Below are 13,850 nucleotides of genomic sequence, written 5' to 3'. Positions count from 1 at the left end.
TGGGGAAGAAGAAAGGGCGCTTTGCCGTAACTGTGGGGCTCAAGGGCGGTACGGAGCTTATCAAAATGGCGAAATCCTGGGCGGAAACGCTTGCTATTCCTTATCTGAAGCGGCCCCGTGGAGTTTCCTTGGAAACGCTTCGCAAAGAGAGGAACCTTGTCGGCCTTCTTGTCGCAACGCGGAAAGGGCCCCAAGTAGAAACCGAAGAGGGGATCCTTTATTACCATCCCAGTATGGCAACGCTCCGCGTGCGGGCCCTTAAAGAAGGAAAAACGGACCATCTGGTGGAAGCCCTGGCCCTTCGGCCTGGCAGCCGGGTCCTTGACGGGACCTTGGGCCTTGCCTCGGACGCAGCGGTTATTTCTTATGCTGTGGGATCCGAAGGAACAGTCGTGGGGGTTGAGGCATCTCCCATTCTCTATCAAATGACTCGGCTTGGCCTGCGCTCTTATGACGAGGGCGATGAGGACCTATTGAAGGCCCTTCGGCGCATTGAACCTGTTTTGGGGGATACGGCGGCCTATTTGGAAAGTCTTCCGCCTGACTCCTTTGATGCCGTCTATTTTGACCCTATGTTTGAGCATCCTGTCGAAGGCTCCTCTAACATGGTCCCCATGCGTCCGGCTGCCGATCATCGCCCGCTGACGCGGAGCGTCATTGAAAAGGCACTCAAGGCGGCCCCTCTTGTCGTCGTCAAGGAACGAAGCCGACAGTTCTTGACCGAATTGGGCGCCCAGGAAATCCAAGGCGGCCGCTACAGCCGCATCAAATACGGAATCATAAGGAGGATACCATGACCGCAAAAGAAAAAGTCGTTGTCATCCTCGGACCAACAGCGACAGGAAAGACAGCCTGTGGAATTCTTCTTGCCCAAAAGCTCAAAGGGGAAATCATCTCCGGTGATTCCATGCTTGTTTTCCGTGGTATGGACATTGCTACGGCCAAACCAACCCCCCAAGAACGGGCCCTTGCCGTGCATCATCTGATTGATGTGCGCGACCCGGAAGAAAAATATTCGGCCTTTGATTTTAAAAGGGAAGCGGCGTCCCTCATCCAGGAAATCCATGGGCGGGGGCATATGCCCATCATTGTAGGGGGGACAGGACTTTATCTTAAGGCCCTTCTTGAAAACTACCATTTTTCAACCAGCGAAGAACAAACCAAGCGACGTCAGGCCCTTGCAGAATATGCCGATCGCTATGGCAATGAGGCCCTCCATCAAAAATTGGAAAAACTTGATGAAGAAACGGCGAATCGATTGAAGATTAATGATAGACGGCGTATAATTAGAGCCATCGAAGCATGGGAAGATGGAGACCCTGTATCCCAAGAAAAGGACAGCGAAAGTCCTTTTGACGCGGTGGTCTTTGGTCTTACGATGGAGCGTGCCCTCCTGTACGATCGAATCAATCGCCGTGTTGATTTGATGGTGGAAGAGGGTCTTTTTGATGAGGCTCGCTTTTTCTATGATCAAGGGATCCCTTTGGATTCCCAATCCATGAAGAGCATCGGCTACCGTCAATGTGTCCAGTATTTTCGAGGGGAATGGGACAAAAAAACAGCTGTCGCCAAGATCAAGCAGGCAACCCGTAATTTTGCCAAACGGCAGATTACCTGGTACAAGAAAATGCCTTACATCCATTGGCTGATGCTTGACGCATCGCCTCACTATCCATCCATTGCGGATAAGATGCTGGAAGTGCTTCGAGAAAGACAATTTATAGAAAAATGAGAGAGGGATTCATTCATGGGAACATCAAACGCTAAGACACTCAATCTCCAGGATAGCTTCCTGAACAAAGTGCGTGCCGAAAAGAAGACCATTGTCATTTATTTGCTCAATGGATTTCAGGTTCGCGGAAAGGTTTGGGGATTTGATAACTTTACGGTCATTATTGACTGCGATGGAAGACAGGAATTGATCTATAAACATGCGATTTCGACGATCGCCCCTGTGGAGGCAGAATCGATCTTAGTACTTAAAAAAGGAAATGATCAGAGTGTCCCTAAGGAATAAAATAGAAGATGAGATTGCTCTTTTTATGGATTATCTAACGGTGGAAATGGGACTTGCGCGCAACACGCGTGAGTCCTATGGCCGTGATTTGCGTCTTTTTGCAGTCTGGGTCAAAAAGCCCATTAAGGAAATCAGCCGTGATGATATTCTTACGTATATGAGCGTCCTTAAGGCCCAAAATTATGCAGTAACAAGTTCTGCCCGGAAACTGGCTGCTTTGAAGGCCTTTTTCCGTTTTATGACGGCCGAAGGAACCATTGAGGTCGATCCCTGCGAAGTTGTTGAATCGGAAACAAGGGGGATGGTCCTGCCAAAGGTCTTGAGCGTGGATGAAGTGAATCGATTGTTTGAAGCGCCCGACCTAGATACACCGGAAGGGTACCGGGACCGGACCATGCTTGAAGTGATGTATGCAACGGGCATGCGTGTTTCGGAACTGCTTGCCCTCAAGGTAGGGAGCGTTAATCTTGCGTCCCATTATGTAATTGCTTATGGTAAGGGCGCAAAGGAACGTCTCATTCCACTGGGACATTATGCCATTGAGTATCTAAAGGAGTATCTCAGCCGGGTCCGTCCCCATTTTGTCAAGGAAAACCGTCCCTGTGACGATCTTTTCCTGACCATTCGGGGAACGGGCATGACGCGGCAGCGCTTTTGGCAGCTCATTAAAAATTATGGGCTCAAGGTCCATATTGCCAAATCCTTGACGCCTCATATCCTGCGCCACTCCTTTGCTACTCATATGCTCGATAATGGAGCGGACCTTAGAACGGTGCAGGAACTGTTGGGTCATTCCGATATCTCTACGACGCAGATTTATACTCACCTCACCAATCATCGTCTCAAGGCCATCTATGATAAAAGCCATCCTCGGGCATAAGGGAGAATGCAATGCCTCGTAAACCTAAACGGCAAGCGGCTGCCCGCTCGCCACGCCGCCGCAGGAATAAGCACGGCGGATGCTTGATATTTGTGATCCTTTTTGTCATTATTGGTCTTGGGATGTTTCTTGCGGCGCATAAAAAAAATAATCCCGATCTGACTTGGCCCGATGTGGTTGAAGAAGCGCTGCCTGAAACCGTCCGCGAGACCGTGAAGGAAGTCCTTCCCCAAACCGTTAAGGAAGAGATTGAGAAGGTTCGCAAGAAAGAACGCAAAGAAATCGAAAAAGAAAAGATTGAAAAAATTGAAAAAGAAGAGAAGCAGGGACCCATTCGGGATCACCCTGTAGAAGAGAAAAAGACGGTTCCGCCGGCTGCGAAAAAAGAATCGGCTAAGGCGGATGAAAATTCTTTGGGACTTGCTCCCGGCGCCTATAAGGGGCGCCTTGCCATCGTCATTGACGACTGCGGCTACCAGTTGGGACCGGTACGGACACTGACGAGCTTGCCCCTTAAGATGACCTTTGCGGTCATTCCCTTTAAACCCAATAGCGCGGCAGCCCTTTCCATCATCCGAAACAGCGGCCACACGGCTATGCTTCATCTGCCCATGGAACCCGTTTCAGGCGGCAGCTCCGAAACCCGCTTCGTGGGGGTAGGGCAGACAAAGGCTCAGATAGCGTCCTTTGTGCAGGAAGCCATCGACAGCCTGCCCGGCATTTCCGGCGTCAATAACCATCAGGGTTCCAAGGCAACCGCCCATGGCCCAACCATTCGCGCAGCTCTTTCTGTCATTGGGGAAAATGGCCTTTTCTTTATTGACAGCAGGACCAATTCCGCCACGGTGGCAGAAAGGGAAGCGGGAAATCTTGGCATCCCAACCGGACATAACTCGCTCTTTCTCGATAACAGCAGTGATATCGGTGCCATTGAGGAAAAGATTGCGCAGGCTGTCAAGCTGGCAGACCGTTATGGCAGTGTCATTGTCATCTGTCATGCTAGGCCCAATACGGCAGAAGCCTGGAAACGGTCTTACAAGGCTGTTATACAATCGGGCATTACTTTGGTCCCTGCCGCGTCCCTGCTACAGTAAGGAGGTCATCTAATGCTGAGAACGACTGCCCTCATGGGGCTTATGACGGCCCTTTTAGTTTTTTTAGGGGACTATCTCGGGGGCTCATCCGGAATGAGCCTCATGCTGCTTGTTTCCCTTGCTATGAATTTCTTCATGTATTGGTACAGTGACACCATGGTCATCCATCAATATGGCTGTGTCCCTGTAACGAGAAATGAGGCGCCGGAATTATATGACATTGTAGAAAAACTCGCGGCGCGGGCCAACCTTCCCATGCCCAAGGTCTACGTTATGAACAGCCGTGTGCCCAATGCCTTTGCCACGGGCCGCAATCCCCAGCATGCCGCGGTCTGCGTGACGACGGGCCTTATGGACGCGCTCACAGCTCCGGAAATTGCCGGCGTCTTGGGGCATGAAATGAGCCATATCCTTCATCGGGATATCCTCGTTGGCACTATTGCCGCCGTCATGGCAGGCACTATTTCGGCGTTGACTCGGTTTGCCTTCTGGTTTGGCGGCGGCAGGGATCGGGATCGCCAAAATCCTATTGCTTCCCTTTTGATCCTCATTCTGACGCCCCTCATGGCTATGATCATTCAACTCGCGATTTCCCGGACCCGGGAATATATGGCTGATGAAGCAGGGGGCGCCCTGTGCGGTGACCCCGATGAACTGGCAAATGCCCTGGAAAAAATCGACCTTGCCGCCCATCGTACCATTATGGCTGGGGCTCAGGAAAGTTCAGCCCATATGTTCATCATTTCTCCCTTTGCAGGAAAAGAGGCAAAGAGCCTCTTTTCCACTCACCCGGCAACGGAAGACCGCATCCGCCGGCTGCGCGAGCAGGCGGAAAGGATGGGGACGAGGCAGTGTATTGTGTAATTCTTTTTACTCAGCCCAAAAATCGGGCTGATTTGATGTAGAACGTGAGCCCATTGCTTTAGAAAGATTAATCTGAAGCAATGGGCTCATGGCGCATCGTACAACGGAACATTTTACGGTAGGGGATAGCTATCACCTTACCGCTGTCCCTGTAGCTTTAAGTTCGAATGCATGGCACCAAACCACCTTATCTTTTTTCCTTGTTCCCTGCACAACAGGTGTCTGATTGCTGGAGCAGGCAGTTTGAGAGCACGGATCCTCTGTCTAATGTAACCTTTGATACAGGCATTCTGGTGAAAGGGAACTTGCACTTTTTACTTCCCTAAAATTTCAATTTATTAATGAAAATCCTTTTATTTTATGTTATAGTGTAACTCTACTTCACTAAACCAGATGAATTACATGGAGGGGTATACGATATGAAAACGAGAGTTGCCATCATGGGCTACGGAAATTTGGGCCGTGGTGTTGAACTGGCCCTTAGAAACAGTCCGGATATGGAATTTGTCGCAGTCTTCAGCCGCCGTGACCCGGCAAAGGTCAGCATCAAAACGACCGATGTTCCCGTCATCTCCGTAAACGATATCGACGCTTACCAAGATAAGGTCGATGTCCTCATTATCTGCGGCGGCAGTGCAACGGACCTGCCTAAACAGACGCCGCAATATGTAAAGAAATTCAACGTGGTGGATAGCTTTGATACACATGCCTGCATTCCTGACCATTTTGCGGCCGTTGATGCAGCCGGTAAGGAAACAAATCACGTCGGGGTCATCTCCGTTGGCTGGGATCCGGGCCTATTTTCCCTTGCCCGCGTCTATAGCCATGCCGTCCTTCCCGTAGGGAAGGACTATACCTTCTGGGGCAAAGGCGTCAGCCAAGGCCACAGTGACGCGGTTCGCCGCATTCCCGGTGTCAAGGACGCCAAGCAGTACACCATTCCCGTGAAAACCGCTCTTGACGCGGTTCGTGCCGGCAAGAACCCGGAACTTACGACGCGGGAAAAACATACGCGTGAAGTTTTTGCTGTCCTTGAAGAAGGTGCCGATGCTGAGGCTGTGACAAAGGCTATCGTAACCATGCCGAACTACTTCAGTGACTACGATACGACGGTCCACTTCATCAGTGAGGAAGAAATGAAGCGAGATCATAGTGGTCTTGCCCATGGCGGGTTTGTCATCCGTTCCGGGAAAACAGGCACAGACGGCGAACACAACCATATCTTTGAACTGGCCCTAACCCTTGATTCGAACCCGGAATTTACGGGATCCGTCCTTGTGGCCTATGCGCGGGCTGCCCATCGTATTGCCCGTGAAGGCGGTACGGGGTGCCGTACGGCCCTTGATATCGCACCGGCTTATCTCTGCCCTGAAAGCGGGGAGGAACTGAGGGCCCATCTCCTTTAGTTTTTTGCTCGGCGCGAAAATCGCACCGAAACGATGTAGTTACGTGCCCCCATTGGCTTTTAAGAGATTCATCTGATGCCAATGGGGGCACGGCGTATCGGAATAGAATACATACCACGATCTCATTTTTTGAATAGCCCCAACTATGCTGTCGTACGTCCTTTTTGAAGTCAGCTCGATTTGTGCACCGAGTAAAGAATAAGGGAACTCTTACTTATACCTCCAATAAGGATTCTTCTATTACACAGAAAAGAAAGTCTTATGTTATAATGGAAACAGTTAGCTTATTTGACAACAGAAATGTTAAGAATATGGGAGGTTTAAAACATGAATAACCCGAATCCTGTTAAGATCGTGGAAACTGTCCTCAGAGATGGACATCAGTCCATCTGCGCAACGAGAATGCGTACGAGCGATATGCTTCCCGTCTTGGAAGCCCTAGATGATTGCGGCTTCTACGCACTCGAAGCATGGGGCGGTGCTACGTTTGACTCCTGCCTTCGCTTCCTGAATGAAGATCCCTGGGAACGCCTGCGCACCATCCGCAGCCATGTGAAGAATACCAAACTGCAGATGCTGCTTCGCGGTCAGAACCTCCTGGGCTATAACCACTATGCAGACGATGTCGTTACGGAATTCATTAAACGAAGCGTGGCAAACGGCATTGATATTGTCCGCGTTTTTGATGCCTTTAATGATACACGGAACCTGGAATGCTCCATGAAGGCCATCAAGGAAGCCGGTGCCCATGCCCAGGGTACGCTTGTTTATACCATCAGTCCGTATCACAAGGACAGCGATTTTGTGAAGCTTGCCAAGGAACTGGAAGAAATGGGGGCTGATTCCATCTGCATCAAAGATATGTCCGGCCTGCTTGCTCCTTACGCCTGCTACAACCTCGTTACGGCCCTTAAGAAAGAAATCCATGTACCTATCGATGTTCACTCCCACTGCACGAGCGGCATGGGTGCCATGACCATCCTCAAGGCTGTTGAAGCCGGTGCCGATATGGTTGATACAGCCATGTCCCCGTTTGCTGAAAGCACGAGCCATACCTGCACGGAATCCCTGGTTTACACCCTGACCGGTCAGGAACGGGACCCGAAGATTGATGTCAACAAACTTTATCCGATTGCTGATCACTTCAAGAAGGTTAAAGCCGACCTTATCAAGACCTTCAACCTGCCAAACAGCAGCGACATCAACCCGCAGGTCCTCAGCTTCCAGATTCCCGGCGGCATGCTCAGCAACCTGCGCAAACAGCTTGCTGAGATGGGCGTTGCCGATAAGTACGATGCCCTGCTGAAGGAAATGCCGAAAGTCCGTGCTGACCTGGGGTATCCTCCTCTTGTTACGCCCAGCAGCCAGATTGTTGGCTCCATGGCTACCATGAACGTTGTTCTCGGCCGTTACAAGATGATCCCGAAAGAAGTCCGCGACATTGTCCGCGGCAAATATGGCAGAACGCCGGGCCCAATCAGCGAAGAGCTGAAAAAACTGGTCCTTAAAAATGGTGAACAGCCCATTACCCATCGTCCGGCCGATGATATCGCACCGCAAATGGATAAGATGCGCGCTGACCTTGCCGCAAAAGGCTATCCCAATGCTAGCGTGGAAGACGTCTTAAGCTACGCTCTCTTCCCGGAAGTTGCTTTGGAATACTTCAAAAAGAACCGCTAAGAAACCAGAATGAATTTGTGCAGCACCGTGAACCCTATCTTTCATGGTGCTGCTTCTTTTTTGCCAACGGGACTGTCTTGTGCTATCGGTACGGCTCTTCCTTGAGGGAAGCACTTGCAATACAATCCCATTCACTATAAAATAAAAGAAATATGTGTTTTTGCTTATGGAATCTGAGGAGGAATTACAATGGAAAAGTTTACCTATACAATTACGGATCCTGCGGGTATCCATGCTCGTCCTGCGGGACTTTTGGTCAAGACCGCCGCTGGCTTCAAGTCGACCTGCAAGGTGGAAGGCAATGGAAAGACCGGCGACCTTAAACGCATCTTTACCGTCATGGGCCTTGGCATCAAAGCTGGTATGACGATTACCGTTACGGTTGAAGGGGAAGACGAAAAGGAAGCCGCCAGCACCTTGAAATCCTTCCTTAAGGAAAATCTCTAAGAGGTGCCTATGATTATCATCAAAGGAAAGTCCGCTTCCAGCGGTGTGGCTGTGGCTCCGATTGCGGCCAAACCAGACGCTTCCGATGAAGATCGTGTGACCCTTCTTACGAGCCTTAATCCCGAGGCGGAACTGCGCCGCTTCCATGCGGCCCAGGAAAAAGTGATTGCCCAATTGGGCGAACTTGCCGAGAAAGCTCGACAGGAAATCGGTGAAGAGGAAGCTGGCATCTTTGAAACCCATCAAATGATGCTCCAGGACCCTGATCTTGTGGACATGATCGAAGGGCTCATGACGGATAACCATTTGACGGCAGAAGGCGCAGTGGAACGGGCAGGGGAGCAGTTTGCTGCCATGCTGGAATCCATGGACGATGAATACATGAAAGCCCGTGCTGCCGACGTCCACGATATTATGGGACAGGTCCTGCGCACCCTCATGAAGCGCGATTTCGATTGGGCAGCCAAGATTGACCACCCTGTAATCATCTGTGCCGACGACTTGACGCCAAGTGAAACGGTTCAGCTCAATAAGGATTTCATCATGGGCTTTGTGACGAGCGGCGGCAGTGCCAACTCCCATACCGCCATCCTGGCCCGTACCATGGGCATTCCTGCCATTGTACATACGGAAAAGGTAATTGGGGAGGACTGGAACGGTAAGCTTGCGGCCCTTGACGGTGCGACGGGCACGGTATACCTTGACCCCGAACCGGAAACCCTTGCATCCATGAAGAAAAAATTGGAAGCCGAGGAAAAGGGTAAAGAAGATATGGATGCCTTAAAAGGCCTCCCGACACAAACCAAGACAGGCCGCTCCATTGCCCTTTACGCCAATATCGGACAGGAAGGGGACCTGCCAGGTGTCCTTGAAAATGATGCCGAAGGTATCGGCCTTTTCCGCAGTGAGTTCCTTTATCTCCGGAAAAACGATTATCCAACGGAAGAAGATCTCTTTGAGGCTTACAAAGAGGGAGCCCAGGCAATGGGACAGCGAAAACTCATCATTCGCACCCTTGATATTGGGGCCGATAAACGGGTGGGGTATTTCAACTTGCCGGAAGAGGAAAACCCTGCTTTAGGCTTCCGTGCCATCCGTATCTGCCTTGCCCGTCCGGAAATCTTCTATACCCAGCTGCGAGCCATCCTGCGGGCATCCCACTACGGAAATGTGGCGGTCATGTTCCCCATGATCACTTCTGTTGAAGAGGTAAGGGCGGCAAAAGAGCTCCTTCATCTTGCTGAAGTAAAACTTCATGAAGAAGGAATTCCCTTTGATCCCAATCTTGAAGTTGGCATTATGATTGAAACCCCGGCTTCGGCGGTTATCAGTGATGAACTGGCCCAGGAAGTGGATTTCTTCAGCATCGGCACGAACGACTTGGTCCAGTACACCTTAGCCGTGGACCGTCAGAACGCCCAGCTTGAAGAATTGGGAAAAGCCAGCCATCCTGCTGTACTGCGGCTTATCCATAAGACCATCCGAGCTGGTCATGACGCGGGTATCTGGGTGGGCATCTGCGGAGAAGCCGCGGCCGATCCGGAACTGATCCCGATCTTCATCGAAATGGGAGTGGATGAGCTCAGCATGTCTGCAGCAAGGATCCTGCCAACAAGAAAACTCATCCGCAGCCTGTCCTAAGAAAGCGTGTTTTTATGCAGTTAGCATTTAAAAAAGCGGTGACGGACGCTATCAAGAAACAGCCTGACCGGCGTGTCATGCCTTTTTTGTACGAAAACGAGCCTTATTTTATCAAACGGCGTCTTTCCAACCATCGCAACCGCTTTGCCAAACAAAGCGTTGACGCGGCCTTTTGGTGTGAAGTCTATAAAATCCTGACAGTCAATCAATATGGTCCGATGGCACCGGAAATCGTCCTTCTTCATGATGATTACTTTGTTATGAAGGCCGTGGGCAAGACCCTTCAAGGCGTAGCCAAAGAAGCTCCCTGGCAGGATGTGCGCAGAAAAGCTTTCTATAAGGCGGGAGAAGCTCTGGGTAAACTTCATGGGTTTGGCCTTCATCACGGTCGCCCGGCCCTGCGGGACATTGCTTACGACCGGGAAAAAGACAGTGTAACCCTCCTTGATTGGGAAAATGAAAAGCGTTTCATTGATGCTGACCCTCGGGTGATCGATCTCTTTTTGTTTGTTCACAGCTGTTTTCGAGAAAAGTGGGCGCTCAAAAATGATGAGCTCATTCGGGAAGCGATGAAAGGCTATTTTACGGGGCCTGAATCCCGCCCCATCCTAGAAAAGGCCCTTGCTGTTACAAAACGTTTTCAAGCGGCTTTTACCCTTGCCCATCACCTTCGCATCTTCGGCTGGACGGATGTAACAAGTCTCGATGACGCAAAAAATTATCTGTTTCAGCTCGATCCTGATGCCTTATGAGATGAATAAAGCGCTGTGAATCATGAAAAATGCCTTCATTTCTTCACAGCGCTTTTCTTTGTGTTTTCTTTTGCTGAGGGGAGTTGGAGCTAGTGCGTCCTGCTGGAATAGGAAACGGCACTCTTTTATCCTTCCTGCTGCGGCCAGCTTTTGCAAATTAGGAAGAAAGCCCTGCAAGGATGAAGGATATGATCCGTCCCTGCAGTCTGTACCAGTCGTGGTCTTTTGTAAACCCCATCATTTTATTTACATAGAAGGAGCCGTAGAGTAAAAAGGTAAAAAGCTCATCGGCTTCTTTTTCTGTCATCAGTCCTTGGGCCTTCAAGAAAAGAAACACGATGGGGCGTCTTTTTACATCTTAGAAAGGATAAGTCACTGCGTCATTTTTTGGCGTGTCAATTTCAGCCCTCTAAAAATGCCGAGTTTCTTTCTTTTTATGATATAATGGTACGGTACCTGAAAGGAGTGCTTTTATGATAACCGCCGGTCCGCGCCTTGATTTTCTCGTCTCTCTTGTTCCCTCCTGTGGCACCTTGTGTGACGTGGGAACCGATCATGCCTACCTGCCCGTTATGGCCATCAGTCAAGGACGGGTGAAAAAAGCCATTGCCGGCGATATTGGGGAAGGTCCCTGCGAAGCGGCATGGAAAACAGTTCACAGCCATCACCTGGAAGATGTAATTTCTGTGCGCCTTGGCAGCGGACTGACGGTTACCCGTCCTGGTGAAGCAAACACGGTTGTCATTGCGGGCATGGGAGCCGGCACGATGGTGGAAATCCTTGACGCGGCACCGGAAGTCCTGGCGTCGCCCACGCTCACAACACTCATTCTGCAGCCTATGAATGACAGCGAAAAACTGCGTCATTGGTGTGAACGATCCGGCTGGGGAATTTTGCGGGAAGAACTGGTCCAGGAAGGGAATCGCATCTATGAAGTGCTGCTTCTTCACAAAGATCCGTCCTTTCATTATGAAGGACTGACCGACCTTGTCGGTGATGACCTTGTGCGGCGCCATCATCCGCTTCTTGGAATGTTTGTCCGCCGTCTCATCGCCAAGTACGACCGGCTTCTTTCCAGTATGGAAAAAAGTTCCAAAGCACGCCAAAGTGAGCATTACCAAACATCCGTAGAGACGAAAAAACGATTGGAGGAAATATTACATGGAAACGACTGTCAGTGACATCTGCGTCTTTATGAACGAATATGCATCCCTTACCTATGCGGAAAAATGGGATAATCCGGGCCTGCTCCTGGGTCATGTGGAAGCCCCGGTCCATAAGATCATGGTGGCCCTTGACCTGATGCCAGAAGTGGCGGAACAGGCCATTGAAGAAGAGGTGGACCTTATCATCACCCATCATCCCTACTATTTCCATTTGCCGAGCTCCCTTGCTGTGACGGATACAAAGATGGAAGTCATGTATGAACTGATCAAACATGACATTGCTGTCTATGCCGCCCATACCAACCTTGATGCTGCCCGTGGCGGCGTCAACGATGTCCTTGCAGACAGGCTGGGGCTTAACGATGTAACGGAAATTCCCCGTAAGGACTGTCCGGAGCAGGGACTTGCCCGTATTGGTGTCCTTGGTGAGCCGATGGAACTGAAGGATTTTGCAGCTTACGTGCGGGATCAGTTGGGCGCCGCCCATGTCACCTTTGCCGGCGGTGAGGAGCCGGTCTTTAAGGTTGCCGTCGTTGGCGGAAGCGGAGCTGACTTCATGGATGATGCCATGGCCGCCGGAGCGGATACGCTCGTTACAGGCGATGTAAAATATCATGTCGCCCAGAAGGCCCTCAATATGGGACTTAACCTTGTCGATGGTACCCATCAGCTGACGGAACTGCCTGTTATCGCGCATCTGGAAGACGTTCTTACTGCATGGTGCCAGGAGTCGGGCCGCCATTTTGAAGTAATTCGTGCCCATGAGGACCTTGTCCTCCAAAGCATCTAAAGAAGGTGCTTTCATGATCAAAGATGTAAGACTCGGTAATGATCTGGAGCAGCCCTGCCTTGTCCGTCTGCAGAAGGTAGGTACAAGCTCCAATGGCAAGGCATACGCCCGGGGCCTTTTGGAAGATAACAGCGGAACCCTTCCTTTCATTTGCTTTGAAGCAGGCCCTATCAATCGCCTGCGCACCATGGAGGGACCGACGCCATTTATCATTGGCGGCCGTGTCGATGCCAATAAGTATGCATCACCCATGGGCGGCCAAAACCTGCAGGTCATTGTGCAGAAAGTTGTTCCTCCCGATGGGGAAACCGATTTATCCATGCTGCTGCCTACAGGACCCATCGACCTTGAGTCCTTGGAAGTGGAATTTCAGACCCTCATCGGGCGCATCCAGGATGAACCGCTTCAGCGTCTGGTCAAGCAGGTGTTTTCTGGGAAGCGGTATGAACGGTTTCTTAGGAATCCGGCAGGAATGCGGCTTCATCATGCGTACGTCGGCGGTCTGCTGCATCATACGGTTTGTGTGGCCCGCCTGGCTCTTAGCATGGGCAAGACCATCGGTGGGGTGGACCTTGATCTCATCCTTGCTGGAGCCCTTCTGCACGATATCGGTAAGCTTCGGGAAATTTCCGCCGGCCTTGGCTTCCCTTATACGACGGAAGGCCGGCTCATGGGCCATATTTCCATGGGGGCCATGCTAATCAGCCGCATTGCGGAAAATATCCCGGATCTTTCCCGCATCCGTCTTGACGAGCTTCTTCATATCATCCTTTCCCATCATGGGGATCACGAAAAAGGTTCCCCCGTCTTTTGTGCGACGAAAGAGGCCTTTATTGTTCATTACGCCGATGAAACGGATGCCGTTCTTAACCAGTTCCAGACAGATGGAAAAGAAACCTGGGCCTTTAACAAGATGCTCCAGCGTTTCCTTGCCGTAAACCCTTTGGAATGAGATAAACTGAAAAGCTGCAAAGACATGAAAAACGAGTTCTTTGCGGCTTTTTTGGTGGGAAAAAAGCGGTTCTATAATTTATTTTGGGGCGCTAAAGTGACCGTCCAGATGCGTGTCCTCTCAGCGCCTACTTTTTTTTCAATAAAAAAATAGGCATATGC

At 50.7% G+C, this 13,850-nt stretch carries 15 protein-coding genes; 14 read left to right on the top strand and 1 reads right to left on the bottom strand.

Going from position 1 to position 13,850, the window contains the following annotated elements:
• Positions 1 to 65: 65 nt before the first annotated feature.
• The 11 genes from H503_RS0111010 (at position 66) to H503_RS0110960 (ending at position 10,781) form a co-directional block, all read left to right on the top strand.
• The gene (locus tag H503_RS0111010; protein ID WP_226828528.1) at positions 66 to 797 is read left to right on the top strand and encodes a class I SAM-dependent methyltransferase; all 732 of its coding nucleotides are present in this window, start codon (positions 66 to 68) and stop codon (positions 795 to 797) included.
• Entirely contained in the window at positions 794 to 1,732 is a 939-nt protein-coding gene (gene miaA, locus H503_RS0111005) for a tRNA (adenosine(37)-N6)-dimethylallyltransferase MiaA (RefSeq protein ID WP_009015655.1), read from the top strand. The genes H503_RS0111010 and miaA overlap by 4 nt, the downstream gene beginning before the upstream one ends.
• A gap of 15 nt (positions 1,733 to 1,747) precedes the next feature.
• Positions 1,748 to 2,017: an RNA chaperone Hfq gene (hfq, locus tag H503_RS0111000; protein ID WP_016459579.1), complete on the top strand. Its 270-nt coding sequence runs from the start codon at positions 1,748 to 1,750 to the stop codon at positions 2,015 to 2,017.
• Positions 2,001 to 2,897 (top strand): site-specific tyrosine recombinase XerD, encoded by an 897-nt coding sequence (gene xerD, locus H503_RS0110995; RefSeq protein WP_009015654.1) that lies wholly within the window; start codon positions 2,001 to 2,003, stop codon positions 2,895 to 2,897. Before hfq ends, xerD begins: the two co-directional genes overlap by 17 nt.
• An 11-nt stretch (positions 2,898 to 2,908) precedes the next feature.
• Positions 2,909 to 3,991 (top strand): divergent polysaccharide deacetylase family protein, encoded by a 1,083-nt coding sequence (locus H503_RS0110990; RefSeq protein WP_016459578.1) that lies wholly within the window; start codon positions 2,909 to 2,911, stop codon positions 3,989 to 3,991.
• Between the two features lie 12 nt (positions 3,992 to 4,003).
• Positions 4,004 to 4,855, top strand: a complete 852-nt coding sequence (htpX, locus tag H503_RS0110985) for a zinc metalloprotease HtpX (RefSeq protein ID WP_009015652.1) — start codon at positions 4,004 to 4,006, stop codon at positions 4,853 to 4,855.
• A 419-nt stretch (positions 4,856 to 5,274) separates the two neighbouring features.
• Positions 5,275 to 6,261, top strand: coding sequence for a diaminopimelate dehydrogenase (locus tag H503_RS0110980; protein WP_009015651.1), 987 nt, complete (start codon positions 5,275 to 5,277; stop codon positions 6,259 to 6,261).
• 327 nt (positions 6,262 to 6,588) lie between these two features.
• Positions 6,589 to 7,941, top strand: coding sequence for a pyruvate carboxylase subunit B (locus H503_RS0110975; RefSeq protein WP_009015650.1), 1,353 nt, complete (start codon positions 6,589 to 6,591; stop codon positions 7,939 to 7,941).
• Between the two features lie 189 nt (positions 7,942 to 8,130).
• Entirely contained in the window at positions 8,131 to 8,388 is a 258-nt protein-coding gene (locus tag H503_RS0110970) for an HPr family phosphocarrier protein (protein WP_009015649.1), read from the top strand.
• A gap of 9 nt (positions 8,389 to 8,397) precedes the next feature.
• A complete protein-coding gene (gene ptsP / locus H503_RS0110965) occupies positions 8,398 to 10,029 on the top strand; it encodes a phosphoenolpyruvate--protein phosphotransferase (protein ID WP_009015648.1) in 1,632 nt (543 codons plus the stop codon).
• A gap of 14 nt (positions 10,030 to 10,043) precedes the next feature.
• A complete protein-coding gene (locus H503_RS0110960; RefSeq protein ID WP_009015647.1) occupies positions 10,044 to 10,781 on the top strand; it encodes a BUD32 family EKC/KEOPS complex subunit in 738 nt (245 codons plus the stop codon).
• A gap of 157 nt (positions 10,782 to 10,938) precedes the next feature.
• Here the strand turns inward: H503_RS0110960 and H503_RS0110955 are convergent, their stop codons facing one another.
• Positions 10,939 to 11,118 (bottom strand): hypothetical protein, encoded by a 180-nt coding sequence (locus tag H503_RS0110955; RefSeq protein WP_021737091.1) that lies wholly within the window; start codon positions 11,116 to 11,118, stop codon positions 10,939 to 10,941.
• 136 nt (positions 11,119 to 11,254) lie between these two features.
• Here H503_RS0110955 and H503_RS0110950 point away from each other — a divergent pair, with 136 nt between their 5' ends.
• From H503_RS0110950 to H503_RS0110940, 3 genes are read left to right on the top strand one after another with little or no spacing between them, the layout of a single operon-like run.
• A complete protein-coding gene (locus H503_RS0110950) occupies positions 11,255 to 11,962 on the top strand; it encodes a tRNA (adenine(22)-N(1))-methyltransferase (protein ID WP_009015646.1) in 708 nt (235 codons plus the stop codon).
• A complete protein-coding gene (locus H503_RS0110945) occupies positions 11,943 to 12,737 on the top strand; it encodes a Nif3-like dinuclear metal center hexameric protein (RefSeq protein ID WP_009015645.1) in 795 nt (264 codons plus the stop codon). The genes H503_RS0110950 and H503_RS0110945 overlap by 20 nt, the downstream gene beginning before the upstream one ends.
• Positions 12,738 to 12,750: 13 nt before the next feature.
• Complete coding sequence (locus tag H503_RS0110940) at positions 12,751 to 13,689, top strand: 3'-5' exoribonuclease YhaM family protein (RefSeq protein WP_014128374.1); 939 nt, start codon at positions 12,751 to 12,753, stop codon at positions 13,687 to 13,689.
• Positions 13,690 to 13,850: the final 161 nt, after the last annotated feature.

It is taken from the genome of Acidaminococcus intestini DSM 21505, assembly GCF_000425045.1.
Lineage (GTDB): Bacteria > Bacillota > Negativicutes > Acidaminococcales > Acidaminococcaceae > Acidaminococcus > Acidaminococcus intestini.
This window is presented reverse-complemented; position numbering and strand designations above follow the sequence as displayed.